This is a genomic window from Ohtaekwangia koreensis, assembly GCF_900167975.1.
GTDB lineage: Bacteria > Bacteroidota > Bacteroidia > Cytophagales > Cyclobacteriaceae > Ohtaekwangia > Ohtaekwangia koreensis.
The window spans coordinates 2461763-2485528 of record NZ_FUZU01000001.1 but is presented as its reverse complement, the minus strand read 5'-3'; the positions used below and the strand labels follow the sequence as shown (position 1 = coordinate 2485528).

The 23766-nt window shown below is 43.2% G+C and carries 13 protein-coding genes; all 13 read right to left on the bottom strand.

Features of this window, described 5'->3' with window-relative positions; translation table 11 throughout:
• Window positions 1-448: 448 nt before the first annotated feature.
• Window positions 449-2734, bottom strand: a complete 2286-nt coding sequence (locus B5Y40_RS10005; protein ID WP_079686532.1) for a glycoside hydrolase family 65 protein — start codon at window positions 2732-2734, stop codon at window positions 449-451.
• Between the two features lie 78 nt (window positions 2735-2812).
• On the bottom strand, window positions 2813-3490 hold the full coding sequence (pgmB, locus tag B5Y40_RS10000; RefSeq protein ID WP_079686531.1) for a beta-phosphoglucomutase: 678 nt from the start codon (window positions 3488-3490) through the stop codon (window positions 2813-2815).
• A 103-nt stretch (window positions 3491-3593) separates the two neighbouring features.
• Window positions 3594-4571, bottom strand: coding sequence for a carbohydrate kinase family protein (locus tag B5Y40_RS09995; protein ID WP_079686530.1), 978 nt, complete (start codon window positions 4569-4571; stop codon window positions 3594-3596).
• 95 nt (window positions 4572-4666) lie between these two features.
• Window positions 4667-5611 carry an ROK family protein gene (locus B5Y40_RS09990; RefSeq protein ID WP_079686529.1) on the bottom strand — a complete coding sequence of 315 codons (945 nt, stop codon included), beginning with the start codon at window positions 5609-5611 and terminating at the stop codon, window positions 4667-4669.
• Between the two features lie 39 nt (window positions 5612-5650).
• Window positions 5651-6838: a DUF3179 domain-containing (seleno)protein gene (locus B5Y40_RS09985; protein ID WP_079686528.1), complete on the bottom strand. Its 1188-nt coding sequence runs from the start codon at window positions 6836-6838 to the stop codon at window positions 5651-5653.
• Window positions 6839-7069: 231 nt separating this feature from the next.
• On the bottom strand, window positions 7070-7780 hold the full coding sequence (locus B5Y40_RS09980; protein ID WP_079686527.1) for an MIP/aquaporin family protein: 711 nt from the start codon (window positions 7778-7780) through the stop codon (window positions 7070-7072).
• A gap of 114 nt (window positions 7781-7894) precedes the next feature.
• On the bottom strand, window positions 7895-9241 hold the full coding sequence (locus B5Y40_RS09975) for a vanadium-dependent haloperoxidase (protein WP_079686526.1): 1347 nt from the start codon (window positions 9239-9241) through the stop codon (window positions 7895-7897).
• A gap of 58 nt (window positions 9242-9299) precedes the next feature.
• Window positions 9300-11333: a kojibiose hydrolase gene (locus tag B5Y40_RS09970; protein ID WP_079686525.1), complete on the bottom strand. Its 2034-nt coding sequence runs from the start codon at window positions 11331-11333 to the stop codon at window positions 9300-9302.
• A gap of 70 nt (window positions 11334-11403) precedes the next feature.
• Entirely contained in the window at window positions 11404-14817 is a 3414-nt protein-coding gene (locus B5Y40_RS09965) for a VCBS repeat-containing protein (protein WP_079686524.1), read from the bottom strand.
• A 9-nt stretch (window positions 14818-14826) separates the two neighbouring features.
• Window positions 14827-18135 carry a VCBS repeat-containing protein gene (locus B5Y40_RS09960; protein WP_079686523.1) on the bottom strand — a complete coding sequence of 1103 codons (3309 nt, stop codon included), beginning with the start codon at window positions 18133-18135 and terminating at the stop codon, window positions 14827-14829.
• A 94-nt stretch (window positions 18136-18229) separates the two neighbouring features.
• Entirely contained in the window at window positions 18230-19105 is an 876-nt protein-coding gene (locus B5Y40_RS09955) for an IPT/TIG domain-containing protein (RefSeq protein WP_079686522.1), read from the bottom strand.
• Between the two features lie 22 nt (window positions 19106-19127).
• A complete protein-coding gene (locus B5Y40_RS09950) occupies window positions 19128-20642 on the bottom strand; it encodes a RagB/SusD family nutrient uptake outer membrane protein (RefSeq protein WP_079686521.1) in 1515 nt (504 codons plus the stop codon).
• Window positions 20643-20648: 6 nt separating this feature from the next.
• Window positions 20649-23648, bottom strand: a complete 3000-nt coding sequence (locus tag B5Y40_RS09945; protein ID WP_079686520.1) for a SusC/RagA family TonB-linked outer membrane protein — start codon at window positions 23646-23648, stop codon at window positions 20649-20651.
• Between the last annotated feature and the right edge of the window lie 118 nt (window positions 23649-23766).

Below are 23766 nucleotides of genomic sequence, written 5' to 3'. Positions count from 1 at the left end.
AAATATATTAACTACTAGTTCACTTGTTCACGTACTCTAATAGCTATCGATAAATCATTCTCTATGGTTGACATTTCGTATGTAGCATGAAGCGTGGTTTGTGGTATAGATCATCGTTCAGATCCCAACAAAAAAATCAAAGAAGCGAGATAATTCTTGTCTGTAACATATCCAGGCATAATCAAATGAACAGCGAAAATCGAATTAACACTGTTAGTAAAAAGAAATTAAAACGTGTACTAACCATCATGATTACCATACCTCTTGATAACCAAAAGAAGTCGTTGCCCTATCATATTACGATTTATGATTACGTATGTAGCGCTCACCCCAGTATATACCACATAGCATTTATATATAAAGTATAATAAAAGTATATAAAAACTACTCGAACAAAAAAAGCCCGAAATCTACGACTTCAGGCTTTCTAATATTTATATATACAAACTTACTTCAATTCAACGCTTTCGCCTTTCACATCGATGGTTAAAGGAGCGCCTGACTCGAGCTTCGTCTCCACTCCATCTTTGCTTACTTTTATTTTGAGTACACGCCCACGGAATTCAATCCGGAACGAATAGGATTTCCATTGATCCGGAATGAAGGGATTAAAATATAGTTTGCCTTCGCGGATACGCATGCCACCAAATCCTTTTACCACGCTCATCCATGTACCTGCCATGGAGGTAATGTGGCAACCTTCTTCCGTATCGTTGTTATAGTCGTCAAGGTCAAGGCGTGCTGTGCGCAGGTATAGATCATACGCACTTGATTTATACCCTAACTTCGATGCGAGTATAACGTGTACACAAGGTGAAAGTGATGATTCATGAACGGTAAGGGGCTCGTAGAAATCATAATTCTTACGAATAGTCTCTATATCAAAATCGTCTTCAAAGAGAAATATACCTTGCAGTACATCCGCTTGCTTGATAAAGCATGAGCGAAGAATTCTATCCCACGACCATTTCTGATTAATGGGGCGATCTTCCTTCTTCAATTCACTTACGCGCAGAATTTCTTTGTCCATGAAACCATCCTGTTGAAGAATGATACCGCGTTTCTCATCCAGCGGATAGTACATCTTCTCAACAATCTCCTTCCACTTGCTGGTCTCCTCTTGTTCTTTGAAATTCGTTTTTGAAACAATCTCACCAAATCGTTTCGAGTCCGCGCTCTTTACATAGTCGATTGCCTGCTGCGCGAATCGTAACGTCCATGCCCCCAGGTAATTTGTATACCAGTTGTTGTTTACGTTGTTCTCGTATTCATTTGGACCGGTAACGCCCAGGATTACATACTTATTTTTCTCTGCCGAGAAATTCACACGTTGTGCCCAGAAGCGTGCTATACCAATCAAGACTTCAAGACCGAATTCGGTAAAGTAATTTTTATCACCGGTATATTCCACATAATCACGCATCGCGTACGCCATAGCGCTGGTGCGATGAATTTCCTCGAATGTAATCTCCCACTCATTATGACACTCTTCACCATTCATCGTAACGAATGGATAAAAGGCTGCGCCATCTTTAAAACCTAACTTCTTGGCATTCTCTATTGCCTTCTCCAAATGTTTATAGCGGTATATAAGCAGGTTGCGCGCTACTTTTGGTTCGGATGTACTGAGGTAGAACGGCAGGCAGTATGCCTCTGTATCCCAATATGTACTTCCACCATATTTCTCGCCTGTAAAACCTTTCGGGCCGATGTTCAATCTTTCATCCTCACCGGTATAAGTTTGGGTCAGCTGAAATATATTAAAGCGAATACCCTGTTGCGCTGCTATATCTCCTTCAATGGTAATATCGCATTCTTCCCATTTGTGTTCCCACACTTTGGCGTGCTCCTCGAAGAGCTTATCGAATTTCTTAGTAAAGGCTTCATCCAGTACTTTGTTACAAGCTGCTACCAGTTGATCTTTCGGATGATTCTCAGAAGAAAGTATAGCAGCGTATTTATATACCACAAGCTCTTTCCCTTCTACCAAATCGACCTGAATTATATTGCCCGCAAACTTTTCGCGCTGCTCGATATTGATACGCCCGTAGTTTACTTTCTTGCCTTCCGACTCCACAACGTACCGCATACCGGTCGTCACATGAAAGAATGTTTTCTTCGTTTGTGCCGTTACAATCGCTTTACCTTCGGAAGCTGCTTTATATACTTCCTCCCAGAATTTTTCATCGTAATTGGAATCTTTATTCACAACATCCGCATCGACATAGATCGAGAGAAACGCTTTACCTGAAAAATTGAGTGGTGTGATGGCATACCGTATCGCACCGATTTCACCATGAGCCATGCTGCAGAATCGTTTCGATTCCACCCGAACTTTCTTTCCATCTGCGAACGTGGCTACAAAACTGCGTGACAGCAGTCCGGTTTTCATGTCCAGTATACGTGTAAAGTCTTCAACTTTACACTTAGCAAGATCCAGCTTCTGGTTTTCAATGCTGATATGAATACCGATCCAGTTGGGAGCATTCAGTACTTTCGCAAAATACTCCGGGTAACCGTTCTTCCACCATCCCACCCGCGTCTTATCGGGATAATATACTCCGGCCACATAACTTCCGCGAAGCGTTTCTCCGGAATACTCTTCCTCGAAATTCGCACGTTGTCCCATGCGCCCATTCCCGATGCTGAATACACTTTCAGAAATCTTATTATAGTGAGGATCCAATCCTTCTTCAATGATCTGCCACTCGTGGTGCTTTAAATACTCTTTCATTACACGTATTTATTAAACGTTTATTTTTAAGACATCAGCTACTGCTATAGCTCTTGTTATTTATACTTCAGGTATATATTAACGTTCTGTATTAAGCTTTAATGCAACAGCATTAAATTCATCCAGCATTTCCATCGTAAAATCCCCGGTATGACGGATCACCTTGTGAGCTTTAAATAATTGTTCCTGTGAGCCAATGCCAACACACAACATACCGGCTGCAAGTGCTCCCTCTATACCCGCCTCTGCATCTTCAAATACGAGGCAGTCTTTCGGATCTATACCAAGCTTTTCTGCTGCAAGCAGAAAAATTTCCGGGTCAGGTTTCGAGTGCGTGATCATAGTACCATCCGTTACCACTTCAAAAAGATTTTGAATGTGCAAGAGATGAAGAACAGTTCGCGCATTTTTACTGCTGGAAGCAAGTGCTATATGTATACCGCGCTCCTTCAGTTTTTCGATCAACACGCGTACACCGCTGTATATCTCTTCGGGTATCATGCGTTCCACGTAATCAACGAACCATGTATTTTTTTTATTCGCCAGTTTTTCTTTTTCGTACTGACTGAGTGTAATGCCACCCAGCTCCATGAGAATTTCCATCGAGCGAATGCGGCTTACTCCTTTCAGTCGCTCATTGTCCTCTTCGGTAAATTTAATACCAAGTTCATCCGCCAATCGCTTCCAGGCCAGGAAGTGATAACGGGCTGTATCTACAATTACTCCATCAAGATCGAATATTACGGCTTTAATCAAAGGTTAGGGTTTATGGGTTACGATTGGGGCTCAGGTATATACTATTCTAATTTTTTCATGTCCACTAAATTCCATCTATACTTTACAAGATCCATATATAGGCTTATTTACCGTTATAGGTATCCTTGATGATCTTATTGGTTTCTTCCAGTGTTTTAAAGACTGCAAATGTTTTTCCTTGCGTGCGCAGGGCGCCCAGTGTATTTCCATAGCGCGCAGCCTGTATATAGTCATTCGGTTTTTGCAGCAGTCCAAATCCAACACCTCCGGCAAATGAATCGCCACAGCCCGTAGTATCAATTACATTTTCTACTTTCACCGCCGGCACCATTTCTTCTTTCAGCTTTCCACGTTCTTTATAGTATACCAATGAACCACGTGAATCAACCGTGATGTATAGGCACTTCACGCCTTTACTCAGGCAATGTATAGCAAACCCGCGCAATACATCTCTGTCCACATCGGGAGCTTCCGAAAAATCCTGACTTTCATATTCCTTCTTGAACCACGAAGCATGTGCTTCTTCCAGGTTCATTTTCAATACATCGATATAGGGAAGCCACTGATCGCGATCAATCCAGAATTTACGCATACGCTCTCCGTTGATCAGACATGCCGTGGTCGGCCCGTGCGCATCGAAGATGATCGTGCCCTTGCTCTTCTTCTTCAAAAACTTCAACGTTTCAAGGGAGATCTCGTAATCGCTGATGGGTATAAAGACGAAGACTTCACAGTCAATCAACTTCTTCACATCATCGGGCATGATCGGATCCATAAACCCGGTTTGCCGCTCGAGACGATTGTTCATATCGATGAACCGGAGGCTGATGATGTCGCCCTGATCATTTTTGGTGGTCAGGTGGTCGAGGTTGATGCCGCTATATCCGTTGAACACTTCCACTACGTTATCAAGGTCAACCTGTCGCAAATGGCTTACGGGAACAATCTCGATCTGATCGCCTGCCATGATCGATAGCGCAATAACCGGGTGTGTAACACATCCCCATTTCTGTATCAGGTCACCCTGATGTGTAACAATGTGATCGCGGGGGATGGGACCAAGTATTGCTATTCGTTTCATAAACCTTATTCGTTAAAGATGTTAAACGTTGATACCTTAAAACATATACCGTATGCTGAGGCTAGCGATTTTCACTATAAGATTGTACCATAGTATCACATAGGGTCTGCTAACAGAAAGGCAGCACCAAATACACCGGCACTATCGCCCAGCGATGGACGTACAATGCGTGTATCCAGGCGGTTGTTAAATACATATTTCTTTACGGAGTCAACACCCCGGTCGTATAGCAGGTCTATATTTCCCACACCACCGCCAATCACAATCACATCCGGATCAAGTATATTGATGAGTACACTCACCGCTTTACCAAAGAATTCAATGAGGCGCAGCATGGTCTTTTGTGCCGTTGGGTCTACTTTGGATTCCGCGAGTGCCACTATATCTTTCAGTGGTTTGTTGTTGCCGGTTTCCTTGAAATAATATCGCTGCAATGCCGGACCGGAGATCACCATCTCTACACATCCCGATTTTCCGCAATAGCAAGGACCTCCCGATTCATCGAGAAAATTATGGCCCCACTCTCCTGCTATACCTTGTAAGCCAACTATAGCTTTTCCATCAATCACAATTCCGCCACCAACACCGGTGCCCATGATCACACCGAATACAACGCGTGCATCTGGAAAGCGATCTTTCACAACGCCATAGCGTGTCTCTGCCAAAGCAAAACAATCCGCATCATTGGCCATCTCTACTTTTACACCGAGTATCCTTTCAAGATCAGCCTTCATCGGTTTACCGTTCATGGCTACGGTATTACAATTTTTCATGACACCTAACTTCGGATCCAGTGTACCGGGCGTTGCAAACCCTATACCGGGAGCTTTCGCGCCCGCCACTTTTTCCATCATACCCACCAGCAATTTTACCTGCGATAAAATATGGTCATATCCTTTGTCGGCTTCCGTTGGAACACGGTCGCGAAATAATACTTCGGGATTTTTAGTCGATCTTAAAATAACACCTTCAATTTTTGTCCCACCCAGGTCAATTCCCCACAGGCTGTCTTTACCAATGTCACTGTTCTGTTTGTCCATAAAATCTATACTTCAATTTACTCGTATTTATTGTTCCTGTCAAAGTTTAGTGTCGCTCTTATAGGTGGTGGTCTGTGGTCTGAATGTTCGCCACGAATGCCAGAATTCCTGGTAAGATTGCACCACCGGCAATTGCTTTCCGGCTAATGTTCCTTCGATGCATTGCCCCTTTAGATTCCAGGTCGATCGTGTTTGAATATCCTGTAGTGTTGATGATGACGAATTGAATTCAAAAGCAAGTGTATCGCGTTTGAAGACATGGAAGGAAGCGCTATCATTTTCCATGGTGATGAGCAAAGGTATACCTGATACTTTATCTTGTAGTACTTTCTTTGCGAGCAATTCATTCCAGTCGTAAGCCTGCGCATCCATACCCAACTGTATACCTACGATCCACGATTTATCTTTCCACGAAAGTGAATCGGCACGCGTCAGGTCTCCTTTGCTTTTTCCCTCATCATAATTTTTTAACCCTGCATACGCTTCGTTGAAAGTAGTATCAGGTTGCATGATCTCTGTTTCAGGATGTTGACTGATCCAGGCATCGAGACGCATTTGTTCGGCAGGAATTTCTGTGAGTACTTTTCCTTTTAGCGGACCCGCGATTGCTTCTCCGCTAACTTGTCTCCACCAGCTTCGTGTAGTAGCGTCTTCGAACATGGCGTTGAAGTGATCCATCCCTACAAGCCTGAAGTGCTCATCTTTACCGGCTATCAATGGACTGAACACCCTTCCGGTGCGACACACGGTACAGTACGTTATCATCACGGGCGTATTGCCCACGGTGTCGCGCACCTGGTGATGATAGCCTATAATTTCAATCGGATATGCTTTTGATACTCCGTCAATCGAGACACCAAGCACCAGATCTTTACCTTGTATTTTGTTAGCCGGTCCCTTTGCAAAAAGTGTAAGGGTGGGTTGGTAAAACATTTTATCTGCCAGAAAACGAAAGTTAAAAAAGTAGAATACAACCAGATAGAGTACAAGTAAAAATGATACTATAATTTTCGCTTTCGCGGAATCAGATTGAAAGAATGCAATGAATGGATAGGCAATCAGCAGAAAGCCAAGGATCCTGAAATAGTTAATGTTGTTATGAAGGAAGTAGGCAAGGTCGATGGTTTCTTTTTGCTGACTTCCCGGAAACGGCATGATGAAGTATACGCGCAAAATTTCCGCACCAATCAACGTAATAATACCTATGGAAAAAAGAAAAGTACGCATCTTCCGGCTCTGGTTATTAGCACAGTGTGTCTGTGCACATAGCCGGGTGAAGATAGGATAACAACCGAAAGAAAGACAACGGAAACGCTAAAAAACTTTCTTTACATGAACGTTCCGAACATGAACATTTTGAGACACAAGCTGTTCCCTAAATCTGATACCAAAGACATGTGAATGATATACCTGAGAGATCGTGAATTTCAAAACTTATTCATATTTTGATGCGTGCCATCAATGTCCGAACAGCGCTTTAAACAACCACGCTCCCATCACGCCTCCAATGATCGGGCCGACCACGGGAATCCAACTGTAGCCCCAGTCGGAAGGACCTTTACCGGGGATTGGTAGCAATGCATGTACTAAACGCGGGGCAAGATCGCGGGCAGGGTTAATCGCAAAACCTGTTGTTCCTCCCAGACTTAAACCAATCGAGATGATGAGGCCACCAACAATCAAGGGATTTAATCCCGCAGCAAATTCGTTAGCACCTATAAATAAAATTGCAAGCACCAACACCAGTGTAGCGATCACTTCGCTGAGCAGGTTTGCCGGTGTGGAGCGAATAGCAGGCGCGGTACAAAACACCGCCAGTTTTTTTGCAGCACTATCGGTCTTATTCCAGTGTGGAAGATAATGTAACCATACCAGTATAGCACCGGTAAATGCACCTGCAAGTTGCGCGATAATGTACCCTGCAACCTGGTCAACAGGGAAGTCACCTGAAATGCAGAGTGCTAATGTTATAGCCGGATTAAGATGTGCTCCACTGATACTCCCTACAGCATATATAGCAATGGTAACGGCAAGTCCCCACGCCACAACAATTGTAAGCCAACCATCATTCTCAGACTTCGAATTTTTCAATAACGCACCGGCAACAGAACCTTCGCCTAGTAAAATAAGCAACATCGTCCCAAAAAACTCGGCAAGGTATGGAGTCATAAACAATCTGGTTAGTTGAAAAATATAGCGAATAAGTTAAAGTATACTCTCGGAATTATAGCATTCACGAATCGTCTGCGAACGATCGCTATATATAAAGCACTATGTATGTATTTACTTACCTTTCGCCAGGGTTTTATCTTCCTTTCGGGTCTTTACTTTCTCGTTAATGAAATTACCAACAGCCCGTCCTTCGATCATGCCATTATCGATGGCAGGTCTGTAATGAATTCCTCCATACAAGCGACTGATCGCGGCTTCTTCTGAAGCATGCATAAATGATTTAAATGTTCTGGCTGTAAGTCCGAATTCAATTTCAGTAGAATCGGTAAAAGAGAAATTATCGCCAAACAGTTTTGTAAGGGTAACTGCCGATGCTCCTGATACTACACTGTGCCCGCTGGTATATTCAGGGAACGGAGGCGTCTGCAACAGCGGAGTCCAATTCTCATCTATAAATTGATTTATATACGTCTCCGGACGAATCAGTCTGCTGCGGTATTTTTCGTCCCAGCAGGAAATAAATCCATCTACCAGGCCCAAAGCAACACGCGCATATGCTTCTGCACTTTTTACTATATCTGCATTTGTTTTTTTACAGGCTACATTGGTGATGTTCATCCAGTGACCACCGGGAGAAATCTTTTTAGTAGCAAACATAACGTGTCCTTTTACATTCATCACAAATGGATTACAATCCCAAAACGAAGCGATCTGCCGGTTGACTTCCGTCATCTTTACACCTGCTTCATATACTTCCATTGCCTCCTTGTAAAATGCACTCTCTTTATCGGTTGAGAATTTTGTGGGTGGAGCAGGTTTGAATTGTCCTGCGGAATCCAATACAAAAGTTCTGATCTTATTCCAGTGTGGCTCCACGGCATCCATATACGCGGGTGGTGTAGGCTTCCATGTAGCAGGATCATCGAGTATAGAATATTTTGGAAAGGACCGTGATTGCTTATAGTTGTCTTTTTGTGACCAGGCCAGTATATGATCCGCCACTTGTGTTCCATAGGCAATGGATCGTTCATATACATCGTCCGGTATACCTGCGTCCCGGAACTCCTGCATGATACCATTGTAAAACACATCCATTTTATCTTCGGAAAATACCAAGGTGCGTCCTACTTTCAACGCAGCCTGAACAGAGGCCAACGGAAAACAATATTCTTTGCCTGCTTCAGGTTTCGGCACCGGTGTAAGCCCGTGAAGCTGTCCTGCAAAACTCACGTATGATGAGTCCTGGTGCAAGGCTGCTTCATACGCAGCTACGCTCACGTACGTATAGATACGACTGGCAACCGGCGGTGAAAATATATCATGAACGATAACGTCCGTTACTTGCTTTACCGAGCGGTGAAGATATTCTGAACTTTGAACTTTCGTACGCCACGCATCCGAAGAACACGACACCAGCAACGTGCACAGGATCGCCATCTTCACATAAGAAAACTTCATATCAAATAGAGTAATAGTAGTTCTCAAATTTAAAAGGAAATCAATAATAACAAACGTTTTAGTTTCCTTGCTTTATTGTATAATCCTTCTTTTCTACGCCTATACCTTTAAGCTGGATAGATTTCCATTTTTTAGGAAGGGGCTTGCTGTTTTGCACAATGCCTGCATCAGTAATGGAAAGGCCTCCGAAACCAAAAATGACAGACTGCAACATACCGCCAGCACCTGTAGCGAAGTATGGATTGGTGCCTCCAGCTGTTTCCGCCAGTACACCGAAGGGAGGCACTTCGTTCGGTTTATAGGTCTTGATAAAAAGCTCATACGCTTTCTCTGCATTACCCAACCGCGAGTAAAGCGTAGCCAATACGGAGTTCCCCATAGCAGGCCCTTCCGGGGACATGCGTGCTTCATAGTACTTCAAGTCTTTTTCAAGCTGCGTTTGTTCTGAGACAATTTGCAACGGATAGGCTAACAGATTTACATCTGCCTGCTTGATGTCTACACCGTTGTAGGTTGCATTCTCCTTCGTGGTGCCATCCGGAAACTTGAGGATGGGAATGTTCTGCGCTACATGTTCCCAATCTGCATCCGGCTCCAGGCCTAGTTCTTTGGCGGCCTGCGTTGCATAGCGCAATACAGTAATAGCCATACCGTTGGTGAACGCATTGTTATCTATATTCTCCTGCCACTCGTTGGCACCAATTACATTATTGATTTCATACTGGCCGGGGCCCTTACGTTCTACGCGGCTTGCCCAGAAGTCCGCTACTTCTTTCAATACCGGGTACCCCCGGTCACGCAACCAGAGTTTATCTTTCGTTACCTGGTAATATTTCCAGAAGGCCCATCCTATACACCCGGTGATGTGATGTTGGAAAGGACCGGTAAGCGCCCACACCGGTGTATCTTCAGTTCCTTCATCCGATGACTCCCATGGAAACATTGCTCCTTTATACCCATGCGAAAATGCATTCTGCTTTGCTGCCTCCAATCGCTGATAGCGATACTCCAATAATGACTTTGCTATAGCAGGCTGAAGCGCCAGCAACGGTGGATACATCCATAGTTCGGTGTCCCAGAATACGTGGCCGTTATACCCAAGTCCTGACAAACCCATCGGCGATAAACTATAGGCTGTGCCGGCCCTTGCGAAAGAGTATAAATGATATAGGGCAAAGCGTACATCTTTCTGCGCCTGCAAATCGCCTTCAATGACGATATCGCTTTTCCAGAGTTGCTCCCATGCCGCTATATGATGTTGCCATAAACGTTGTGTACCTTCTAATTTGGCAAATATAGTGAGCCGCTCGGCTTCATTGAGAGGATCTTTATAGTGCTCGGTAGAAGTAGCTGAAGCCACAACACTAAAGCTATAGGTCTCTCCTGCTTTCAGCGCTTTATTGAATTTCAACAGGTGCATGGTATAGTCCCAATCCTCATGAATCAGATCAGGCTCTTGTCCGTGAGGCTCGTTAAAAATGAAGCTATTGCTGACGGCAACGGTATGTTTACCGGAAGGGCTTTTCCCTACCGATGTGAGTAATGGAATCACTACATGGGGGCGATCAATTTCACTGTATAGATTGCGTACGTCTGTTAAATGATTGGGCGCTTCTATAACACTCATCGGTGTAACGCGAACAGCACGTTTTGCTTTGATCTCCACCATGCCCATGGCCGTATACGGTAAATGTTGCAATGCCATGATGGTGTGCTTGACGCTTATCTTTTCACCGACATCGAATGTAGTTTTCAGGGTTGCCTTCTTCATATCCAGCACCTGCTTATAGTTACGGATGTCTTTTAAACCTATGCGCTGCCCATCCACTTCGAGGTTCATGTTCAGGTGATTGAATGTCTTGAGTATATTTGACACGCGGCCGCGCTGGTAGTAATCATATACTCCGTTCAATACAACATCTTTTACTTTCATCGGCTCAGCGGAAGAAACAATCCCTACCATTCCATTGGCTACAGTAACACCAAAGTAATTATTGGGATCAATCGCTTTGGCTTCAATGGTCCACGCGGCATCCTGCCCAAACACAATAGCCGGAAATAGAATAAGAGAAAGATATAGTACTGCTTTCATACATTCTTTTTTAGGTACTTCAAAAGAAACAACTATAGATATACTCTTTACGCTTCAGTCCGTCTGGACGTTATTTCATGTTGCGTTTTTTCGGTTTCAAGCTTTCTGATGTTGGCGCTACACGTTCAGCTTTTGTGGTTTCAGATTCATTCAACCCAAACGATACCACAGTATCATTATTCCGAATAGCCAGGTAGAACTCCTTGCCATTTACGGTGATCGTTCGAAGTGCGCGCGTTTCGCCTTTCACAGAGAAACCGGATTGCATCGTTGGTACTGCATGGAAATTCCCTTTACCATCGCCTGCCAATAAAAGACCGCAGCTCGCATCGTTACGTCCCATCTGGATATTGATGGGATAGAAATTTCCGGCTATGACTATATCCAGGTTCTTATCGTTATTAAAGTCGTTGATCAGTATAGCATTTACCGTGGAGAACTGTGCAGCTTTCGGTAATGGCCTTATTTTAAATTTACCTTGCCCCAGGTTTTCAATGTAGGACGACTCAAATGTATACGTGGTATATTTCTGCGAGGCGTTCAACACTTCATCGCTGAACATGTCGTGTACCGTAGCTTCTGCAAATTTGTGATAGGATAAATATCGCTTCTTCAGGAAGGGCATCTGCTTGGTCATCTCATCGCGCGTGTGAAACGGGTATTCCTTGCCATGAATAAAATGCGTCAGCACTTGATCTGTGCTATCATTCTTATCAAAGTCGGCAACAAACATTTTTACCGGCTCTTGCTCGGATGCATGCAGCCGTGAGTTCAATCCCAGGTTACCAGCGATCAAATCGATATCTCCATCATTATCAAAATCAGCAGCCTGCACTATATTCCACCAGCCATTCGATTTCTCCAGCCCTGAGCCTTCCAAAGGCAGCGCTGCAAGCTTGCCATGTTTATTAAGAAGAATGGTAATGGGCGACCATTCTGCTGCTATAATCAGATCAGAGACTTTGTCGCCATCTATATCTGCCCACGTTGCTTGTTTTACAAATCCAAACTTACGAAGTACAGGAGCCACCTGGTCTGTAGCGTCTGTAAAGTTACCATTGCCATCGTTGATCAATATATAGCTATCGGGCTTTATACCATAACGCCAGGGTTGTGCACGCGCACCAAGGAACAGATCCTGGTCGCCATCGTTATCTATATCCTGTATACTGACGCATGATCCGGTAACAAAAATATCAGTTAATGCAGACGAACGCGAGAATATACCTTTACCATTATTGAGGTATATCCGTGGTTGGCGGTATATGGATTTACCCGTAAATTCATTGCCACCACTGGTAACGAGTAAATCGAGGTCTCCATCTTTTTCGACATCGAACAATGCTGCATCAACATCTTCGTAGGTACTGTCCACCACCAGAGCAGGCTCTTGAAGTTCTTTAAATATACCACCGGGAGTCTGGAGGTATACGTGTCCTCTTCCCCACTTGGCACCGCCCACATATATATCTTCCAATCCATCGCCATTCAGGTCACCTGTAGCCGAAGCAGGGCCTTCCGCAGAGAGCATGTGTGGAAGTAGTGCTTCGCGATTGAATTCAACAAACTGATTTTCTTTATGCTTATAGGGAAGACTCACTTCGGAAGACGCATTTGAAAACAATGGCGCTACGTGATGAAAAACTGAATAATCAAAAATACCTTTTGCTTGTTGTTGGGTCAACACCAGGCTTTGATTTGTTTTTACAGAACTAATTTTTTCGAATGTACCATCATTCCAAACCACCAGTAATGAATCTATACTGTTCACATCGCCTGTTCCAAATGTGAGCCTGCTATCAACTGAACTTTCAAAGCCGCGTGTAGGCATACATTCCTGTACCTGCACACTTCCTTGCTGGTATAAAAATACTTTCGCACCAATACCATTGCTGTTTCCAGGATCTCCTTTTAACACTACCTGGAGGTAATGAGGCTGCGCTATATTTTCTTTCGGTGTTTTACGGATCGTGTTGTTTTCATAAAGAAAGGCTTCATCCTCTACGTTATTGATCACCAGATCAAGATCACCATCGTTATCAAAATCTGCATAGGCAGTCCCATTTGAGTATGAAGGCGTTTCAAGTCCCCACGAGGTTGCCTGGTTGGTGAATGTAGAATCACCGTTATTCTGATAAAGGCAATTGGGTATTTTAATCTTCGGGAGTTTATCGATATACATCAATTCCCTTTCCGACATATCATACTTCATTCGCATCTGCACGGAGTCGGCAGAGATGAAGTTTATATAGTCCAGATCATTGGAACGTCTTAATATACCATTGGAGACAAAAATGTCTTTCTTTCCATCAAGGTCGAAATCTGCAAACAGTGAAGACCAACTCCAATCGGTAGCCGCTACACCAGCCAATAACGCAATTTCGCTAAACGAACCATCCTGGTTATTCAATTGCAATGTATTACGGGCAAACTGGTGGCTATATCCATAGTTGATCTTAAAATTATATACATCATAGGCATCCTCGGCAGCTGATGCCTTCAGTACCAATGGATCGTCCGGAAGCATGTCCATGGCAATCAAATCCGGAAATGCATCGTTGTTAAAATCGGCAAAGTCAACGCCCATGGTATACCGGCTGGTATGCATCATCGATTTCTCGAGCGTTTCCACAAATGTGCCATCCCCTTGATTTATATACAGGTAATCATTTTCATGGAAATCGTTGCCAACATATATATCCGGCCAGCCATCGAGGTTCACGTCACTCACCACAACACCAAGACCGTATCCCAACACGCTGCTATATATACCTGATCCTTGTGTTACATCCACGAAACGTCCGTTGTCATTACGCATGAGTTTGTCCCCGGCAAGCGGATGACTTTGCGTGCGCAACGAAGATTTACCGAACGTTCCATTCTCATGTAATGAGTGATTCAGCATAAACATATCCAGGTCGCCATCACGATCATAGTCGAAGAAAGACGCCTGTGTTGAGAATCCCATCAGGTCAAGACCATATTCCATGGCACGATCACTGAACTTGGGAACACCGTTGGTGTCATTACCTTCGTTGATGAATAGTTGATTCTTGCCTTTGTAAATCAGGTAGTCTCCCAGGTTGCTTACATATATATCCAGTTTACCATCGCTGTTTATATCCACCATGGTAACACCGGTAGTCCATCCTTTAAAGCCTTCCACTCCGGCCGCTTCGGTTACGTCCTTGAATTTAAATTCGCCTTCGTTGAGGTAAAGCTTATTATCTTCCTGATTGGAGGTGAAGTATATATCCACCAGGCTATCTCCATTAACATCGCCAACGGCAACCCCTGCGCCGTTGTAAAAATACATATAGTTAAAGATGTTGAACTCAACGGTCTCCTTTAATGTATTTCGAAATGTTATACCCGATTCACTGGAAGGAATTAACCTGAACTTCTTATCCTCTTTGGAAGAACATCCCGCGAGTAAGGCAATGCAAAAAACTATGACTCCTATATTTCGTAAAAATCGATTCATTGTTAAAACTTATCGTACGTTGAAAAATTTGATAGTGTCGTTGTTCCTGATAAAGGCCACGACCTTTTTCCCTTTACTGTTCAGGGCGTGAATGTGTCGAACTTCTCCCTCAATCTTTACTCCTGATTGCAATGAATTCAACGGAGTAAAATTTGCTTTACCATCATTGGTCAATACAAGTCCATGCAATGCATCATACCTACCGAGCTCAGGTTTGATAGCAAAGAAATTTCCGCCAAGTATAATATCCAGCTTCTGATCATTGTTTACGTCCATGGTTTCTATACTGTATACGGGCGACACTTGTGCCTGCACGGGCAATGGTTTAAACTGAAAACCATTGGAGCCGTTGTTTAGTATCACAGCCGTTTGAGCCTGATAGAACTTCAACATGGTGGCACGTTCCAGCAATTTAGGCTCGAACAGATCGTTGACTGTTTTATCTGCGTAGTCTTTATAGTATACGAATTTCTTTTTCAGGGAGCTCATCTGCTTGATGATATCCTGGCGCAATGCCACAGGATACTCCTTACCATTTTTTATTATCACAAACACCGGTTCAACTGAACCATTCTGGTCAAAATCATTTACATATAGCGTTACCGGTTTTTCAGCAGACGGTTTGAACTTCGAGTTGAGGCCCTGGTTTCCAATGATAAAATCTTCGTCACCATCCTGATCCAGGTCAGCGGCATGGATACGATTCCACCATCCTTCTGATTGCTCAAGTCCTTTTACAACGGTCAGTTTCTTTAACTGCTTTCCATCATTCTGAAATATAGTTACCGGCATCCACTCGCCTACCACCAGCAAATCAGGGAACGTGTCATTGTTATAGTTGAACCAATATGCATCTGTTACCATGCCCAGTCTTTTAAACTCCGGAGCGAGTGTGGCAGGTGCTTCTGTAAAATTGCCTTTGCCATCATTTACAAGCAGGAACTGATCGCAAGGCAACCCATAGTATGAAGACATCACACGCGTGCCTACAAACAAATCAAGATCACCATCATTGTCGATATCGGCAGGGCGAACACAACTTCCGCTCTGATATAATGTCGGTATACGATTCACTGTTTTCTCAAATACAGGTATACCATTTTTCAGACCTTTGTTTTCATAGAGTCTGTCGATGTTAGGCTGAGACTGTGTTGAATATTCAGATCCCCCGGTAACGATGTATAGATCGAGATCTTTGTCATTATCTGCATCAAAGAAAACGGCATCAACATCTTCACTCAGTGAATCGGCATCAAACAATTCATTGGCGAAGGAACTAAATTTATTTCCCTGCTTTTGAATATATAGTCTGCCAGGATTTCCAACCGAGCCGCCCATATAAAAATCATCCAGTCCGTCATTATTAAGATCTGCCTTTGCAAAGGCAGGTCCTTGTGTGGAGAGCATGCTATATTGAAGACGATTGTGATCAAATTCATTGTAGTCATTCTCCTCATGCCTGATTTCATTATAGGCTACTTCCTTCAAAAGAGGTGTGCTTGTCTTTTTACGATAATCAATGGTTACGGCCTGCGCATAGTCTATAGCTATAGATTGATCTGCCTTTACTGCTTTTCTGATCTCCACTTTCGCATCCGGCCATGTAATTACCAGGCTATCAACCTGCGTATGATCGCCCAATCCTAAAATCATTTTATAATCCATACTGGATTGAAAACCGCGGATGGGCATGTTATCACTCATCACGATCTGGTCCTTAACGTATACCTTTACATTTGCACCCAGTCCAAAAACATTTCCACCGGTGCCTTTAAAAGTAAAGGCGATGAAATGCGTTTTGTTCTGTTCGCGTGATTGATTACGGTATATAAATGCTTCTTGATTAACATTATTAACAACAAGATCAAGGTCGCCATCATTATCAAGATCACCATAGGCTGCACCATTGGAAAAACTTGGTTCATCAAGCCCCCAGTCACTCGCCACGTTTTTATATTGCAGGTCGGAAGACCGCGTAAACATATAGTTACTCAGTTTTACCGAAGGCATTTTCTCTACAAAATCTTTAAAGTCAATTTTCTTACCTTCCATAGCAGCACGCATCTGTTCACTGCTTCCCAGGAACTCTACAAAATCCTGGTTGGTAACATCTTTATATATACCATTGCAGACATAGATCTCTTTATACAGATCGTTATTAAAATCAGCAATTAACGCTCCCCAGCTCCAGTCGGTAGCCGCTACACCGGCCATTTCGCTGATCTCGCTGAACGTTCCGTCCTGGTTATTCAACTGCAACATGTTGCGCATAAACTGATGGTAGTATCCATTCTTCAGTCGAAGCTGGTATACATCATAGGTTTCGAATGCAGATATAGTCTTTAGGCGATAGTCGTCTTCCGGGTACATATCGGTTGAGAAGATCTCCGGATAGCCATCGTTATTCAGATCAGCCAAATCTGCCCCCATGGAAAACATACTGATATGCCCCATGTAGCTTTCCAGTGATTCCCTAAAGGTGCCGTCATGGTTATTTATATACAGGTAATCACGTTCATAAAAGTCATTTGATATATATAAGTCGGGCCAGTTATCCTGATTTACATCTCCTACGGTTACTCCCAGTCCAAAACCAATGACACTTCCGTAGATACCCGCGAACTCACTTACATCTGTAAAATGTCCATTGTCGTTTCGATATAGCCTGTGACCGCCCAACGGATCGCGCTCGTGACGAAGATTGCGATATCCCAAAGTTGATACAGGTCTATAGGAGTTATTCAGTACATAGCAGTCGAGGTCGCCATCTTTATCATAATCAAAAAAAGCTGCGTGCGTAGAAAATCCCTTATCCGCCAAACCATACTCTTCTGCTTTGTCGGTAAAGGTTAAGTTACCGTTATTGATATATAGCTCGTTCTCACGTTTACCTCCACTTACATCACCGGCATTACACACATATATATCGAGCAGTCCATCCGCATTTACATCGGTAATGCTCACTCCGGTAGACCACACCTTGACTCCTTTAACGCCAGCCTTGGCAGTAATGTCTTCAAACTTCCAATTACCTTTGTTGAGAAACAGTTTATTGTCGCCCATGTTGGAAGTCATATATACATCTGCAAGCCCGTCATTGTTGAAATCTCCAATGCCGACACCGCCTCCATTGTAATAATTACGATAGCGGAATACATCGAAATCTTCTTTTAGTACAAGTGTATTCTCAAAAGCAATTCCGGTTTCCGCGGATGTAAGTCGTTTGAAGAGAGTAGGCTTTGTAGCCGTAGGTCTATCGTCCGGTTTGCTGCATGCCAGTACGGTCAGCACAAGGATCAGCCAAAAAAATCGATGCATGCTTAGATTATATATCACGACTGAAAAATAAAAAAAGAAGGCAAGTAAAACTCCTTGCCTTCTTCAAAATTAGAAATACATCTATTGATCGATGCTAATTGACTGTAAAATTATCTGTTGATGTCCCAGTTTTTTCATCTACCGTCACCGATACTTTTCCCGTTGTCGCTCCTGCAGGAACGATAACTGTTAAGGAAGTGGCAGTAGCTTGTGAAACCGTGGCATTAACACCATTGAACTTCACTACATTGTTCGCTGCTGTAGGGCTGAAGTTTGTACCGGTGATAACAACCGTAGACCCCACGATGCTCGACTTGGGAGTAAAGCTCGCAACTGTTGGGCTAACCGCTGTGAAGTCAGCAGGTGATGTTGCTATGCTTGGAGCACCTTGTACTTCTACAGTGATCTTTCCTGTCGTTACACCTGCAGGCACCTTCACGGTTAATGATCTGGCAGATGCACTTGTTGGCGCTGCTGCCAATACACCATTAAACTTCACGATGTTTTGTGCTGCTGTTGTACTGAAGTTTACACCTTTGATTGTCACCGATACATCATCCACTCCATTTCCAGTTGTTGGGCTAAAGCTCAAAATTACTGGAGCCGGAGTACCGGATGTAACTGCAAAAGCAGATGTTGATGTACCTGTATAGCCCTCCACTTCTACAGAAATTTGTCCGCTCGTTGCACCTGCTGGTACAATTGCCTGGATTGATGTTGGAGAAACTTCCAGCGTCTCTGCTTCAACACCGTTGAATTTCACCGTTGTAGGTTTGGTTGTACTGAAGTATTTACCCGAGACGGTAACAAATGTTCCGACAGGACCGCCAGCTGTTGGTGTAAATGAAGTGACCATCGGACTACCGATAGTAGCATCTTCTTCTTCACAAGCCTGCAGCAGCGACACGCCTACAATGGCAATAAGTGCTAATGAATATTTAATATTTATTTTTTCTATAAGTCTTCTCATAAAGTAGATTGTTAAATGAAAATTATTCGCCTACATATCCAGGGTATCCCTTGTTCTGCTTCAGGTTTGGATTGGAATCCAGCGCTTGTTGTGGAATAGGATACAGTACACGAAAAGATTCAGTATTGTTTTTATCCTGCCAGGTGGTATTGAATGTGCCGAAACGAATTTGATCAGCTCTCCTTAATCCTTCCCAATAGAGCTCTCTTCCTCTTTCAGCGAGTAAATCTGATTCTGTCAGTGAGCCCAGTGCAGAAGCTCCGCGAAGTGTTCTCAAATCGTTCATCAATTCCAGCGCCGTTGCTGTTTCTCCCTTTCTGAAAAGAGCTTCAACTTTCATTAAGTATACATCTGCATAGCGCAGAAATATATACTTGCCTTTATCCTTCGGATGGTATTTGATTACGCGGATACCTGCTTCTGTTGAAGCACCCGACAGCGGAACTTCTGGTGTAAAGGCAAGCGGCTGGCTATTTCTTGCGTTTATGATGATCGAACCATCATCTTTATACTGCTGTCCTACCAGGAATCCTCTTCCTAAACCTGAGTATTGAGTTCCGTTAGGCGCTGCAGGTATACCTCTTCTAATATCATCCTCTTCAAAGGTTGCATAGAAGTCGGCTAATGTTGCAAAACCATTCCATCCATCCGGATTGTTGTTATAGTGCAACGTCATTCTATATCTGTTTTCAGGTGTACCGGTTGGGCTGGTAAAAATGATTTCCTTTTGAGCTGCAGTACTGAAGTTCACAAAGTATTGATCTTCCAATCCATATCCCAACGCTGCTACTTGATCAGCATACTCGATAACCTTATCCATATCAGCGTTATCAAATGTATACGGTCCTTCAGGATTCGCTGCCATATATACTGCTTTATTCAAATATAGTCTCGCCAGCATGGTGTAGGCTGCTGCCTTCGATGCTTTTGAGTTCTCCGATGATGGTGCAGGGCTTGGCAAGTTTGGAAGAGCTTCTTCAAGGTCCTTAATGACAAACGCAAATGCTTCTGCACGCTTCAAAACTTTCGGATTCACATCTACACCTTCTCCTACTTCTCTGAAGGGAACTTTACCATAAAGGTCCATTACATGCCATGTAAAAAATGCCCTCAAAAACTTGGCTTCAGCAGCTTCCTGTGCTGAAGGATTTGAAGCGAGTACCTGATTACATTTATAGGCACGCTGGTTCAACTGGTTCCATGCATTTACAACATAGGTATGCGTTGGATCCCAGGTATGTTGATATAGCTGTCTCCATACACCATTGTCTCCCCAATCGGTTCCACGGGTTGGTGGTATCATTTCATCTGTAGTGTGCTCGTAGAGGGCATATACACCGGCCTGATCGGTAAATGCGCTCAAATCGCTATAGGTACCTGCGAGAATCTCTGTAGGATTTCCTGCTGTTGTTCCTCCGGAACCATCTATCACTATAGAATCAACTTCGTCTGTTTCAAGATTCGTACACGCCGAAAAAGTAAGCAGCACACTGAGGCTACCTAATAAAAAGTGTTTTGAAAATTTATCGTAAGTCATAAATTTTTATTTAAAAGAAACATTTACACCAAATGTAAATACCCTTGCCCGTGGATAAGATGTATAGTCTATACCCGCAGAAGGGACACCATCAATAGATTTGTTTGTGTTCACTTCAGGATCCTGACCGGAGTAATCGGTTATAACAAAAAGGTTCTGTCCAGTAACAAAGAGTCGAAGTGATGATATAAATGTATTATCTGTTTTTACATTATATCCCAGGGTTACATTTTGCAATCTTACAAACGATCCATTTTCCAGGAAGCGCGTAGAAACGTCTGGAGAACTTACGCGCGTCTCGCCACTATTCACTACATCTGTTGTAGTATTTCTACCGCTGGCCAATGCACCTGCGGTAAAGAATGCGTTCGCCGTATTATTATATATTTTGTGTCCGAACTGACCAGAGAAGAAGAAACTCAGATCTACTGATTTAAACTTCAAATTGTTTGTCAAACCAGCAATTGTCTTAGGAAGCGGGCTGTCACCTGTAAACTCCTGAACATCTGAATCGTTTCTATACTCCTGCAGACCGTTTTCATCAAATCCTATAAAAGGACGGAGATAGAAAGCGTATAAAGGTTGTCCTCCGGCTATACGTTGTGCATAGGCTTCTGACAATCCCTGACCATTAATTCTACCGGTGTTAATAAGACCATTAAAATTTCGCACTTCGTTCTTGTTGAACGCTACGTTACCATTGACAGTCCAGCTGAAATTTGTTTGAGACACCGCATCGAATTCCAATGAAAGTTCAAGCCCTTTATTGATAACTTCTGCATCGAGATTTTTCCAAACAAATGGCTGCACGGCAGGTTGTGCGCTGGTTACCTGAATCAACAGATCCTTGGTAGTCTTATAGTAGTAATCGATAGATCCACGGATCCGGTTTTCTAAAAATCCATAGTCAATACCGGCATTGATCTGTGAAGTAGATTCCCATTTCAATTCAGGATTCTGAAAGGCAACACCACTTATCGCACCACCATCCATGTTCCCTTCGTTGGTAATATTCCAATCATTATAGCGCTGGCGCTCCTGGTATAGATTGTGTGGAATTTCCTGATTACCGGTGATACCATAACCAACACGCAGATTCAAATCAGAGAATAACTCAGGAACAAATCCTTCGTCAACAATTCTCCATTTAACAGCTGCAGATGGGAAGTATCCATATTTGTTATCACCACCGAACTTTGTTGAACCATCAGCACGTAACGTTGCTGTAATTATATACTTCTCACTAAAGGTCAGGTTAGCACGGCCGAAGAATGACTGAAGCTCATCCGTTACATTAGAGGAGTTTCCGCCTGCCGCTGAAACTTTGCCTGCAGTTTGATCAGCAGATGCAAGGTTGTTGATCATTTGATCCAGGTTGTTTGTTCTGAAGTTTGTATACTGTGCAGACCGTGTAGATTTCTGGAAACTCTGATATGAATACCCTACGATCGCATTCAGTTTTGCTTTACCAAACTCGTTGTCGTACGTAAAATAGTTTTCCCAAAGTGTATTATCGGTTTCGATATCGTTCAGATATAGTCTTCCTTTATCTTTGATACCTGTTACTGCCAGATCTTTTGAGAATGCAGTTTTTCTGGATGATATAGATTTATCAAACCCAATTACGGTCTTAAACGATAAACCCTTTACAATCTGAAGTTCGGCAGAAATATTACCAAGACCTCTTATTGTATTCGTATAGTCTTTCGAGTATGCCAAGATAGCGGCCGGGTTAGGCTCGTTGTTACTGATCTGGTAGAAACTACCATCCGGATTCTTCACTGGGAAAGTTGGATTTGCCTTTAGTGCAGAGCCAATCAAATCTCCTTCGAAACCAGAGTTATCTGTAACCGGTGCACCGTTATCAAGTGTCTTCGCTAATGTCAACTGGGAGGCTACTTTCAGACGATCGTTAATAAAGCTTTTTGATCCGTTGAATCGGGCAGTATATCTTTTCAAACCTGATATACGCACGATACCTTCCTGATCCATATATCCAAGGGATAGTCTGTAATTACTGGTTTTATCGCCAGCACCAAAAGAAAGGTTATGATTATGTGTAACTGCTGTTCTCAAAATCTGATCTTGCCAATCTGTTTCAGTACCACCATCAACTGTAGGCACTGCAGCTGCTCCATTAAATTTTTCATATGCTGACAAGAATCCTTCACGATCCAGCAAGTCATACTTCTTGGTAATTTTACCGAAGCTTAAATTGTATGAATAATCAAGTGCAGATGAAGCTCCTTTGCCCGTCTTCGTTGTGATGATCACAACACCGTTGGCACCCCTTGAACCATATATAGCAGTAGCAGATGCATCTTTCAATATATCTATACTTGCTATATCATTCGGGTTAAGAAAGTTTAGCGGGTTACGTGCTGAACTACTTCCCAGACCTGCGCCTGAACCACCAGCCGTTACATCGTCACCACTAAGCGGTACTCCATCAACAACAAACAATGGGTTGTTACCTCCTCGCACTGAAGATGTACCGCGAATACGAATATTGATACCAGCACCCGGCTCACCACTTGCAGAAGTGATTTGTACACCGGCTGCTCTACCTTGAATCAATTGCTCGGGTGAGTTAATAACACCAGCATTGAAATCACCAGGCTTCAAGGAGACAAGGGCTCCTGTTGCATCTTTCTTTTCTATTTGACCATAACCAATTACAACCACTTCAGAGAGTGCTGTCACATCAGATCCGAGTGACACATTAAAACTTGATCGTCCATTCACAGCTACTTCCTGTGACACATACCCTACAAATGAAAATACAAGTGTAGCTGTCCCTGGGACTGTAATACTAAAATTACCATCCACATCTGTAACGGTTCCGTTACTCGTTCCCTTCTCAATAATGTTAACTCCCGGAAGTCCTGATCCATCATCAGCGGAAGTTACTTTGCCTGTTACGGTACTCTGTGACCATGCCACTGTGGTGATCAGAAAAAGTAGAACCGTAAGATACCTGCTTACATACAGATAAAATTTTGTCATACGTTTTTGGTTTGGGTTAAAAAACTGATTGATTCCTCACGTCATTCATTCGCTCTAATGCACACGATTGAAATCAATTATCAAGATAGCAAGATATTTCTCATTTAACTCGCAAAAA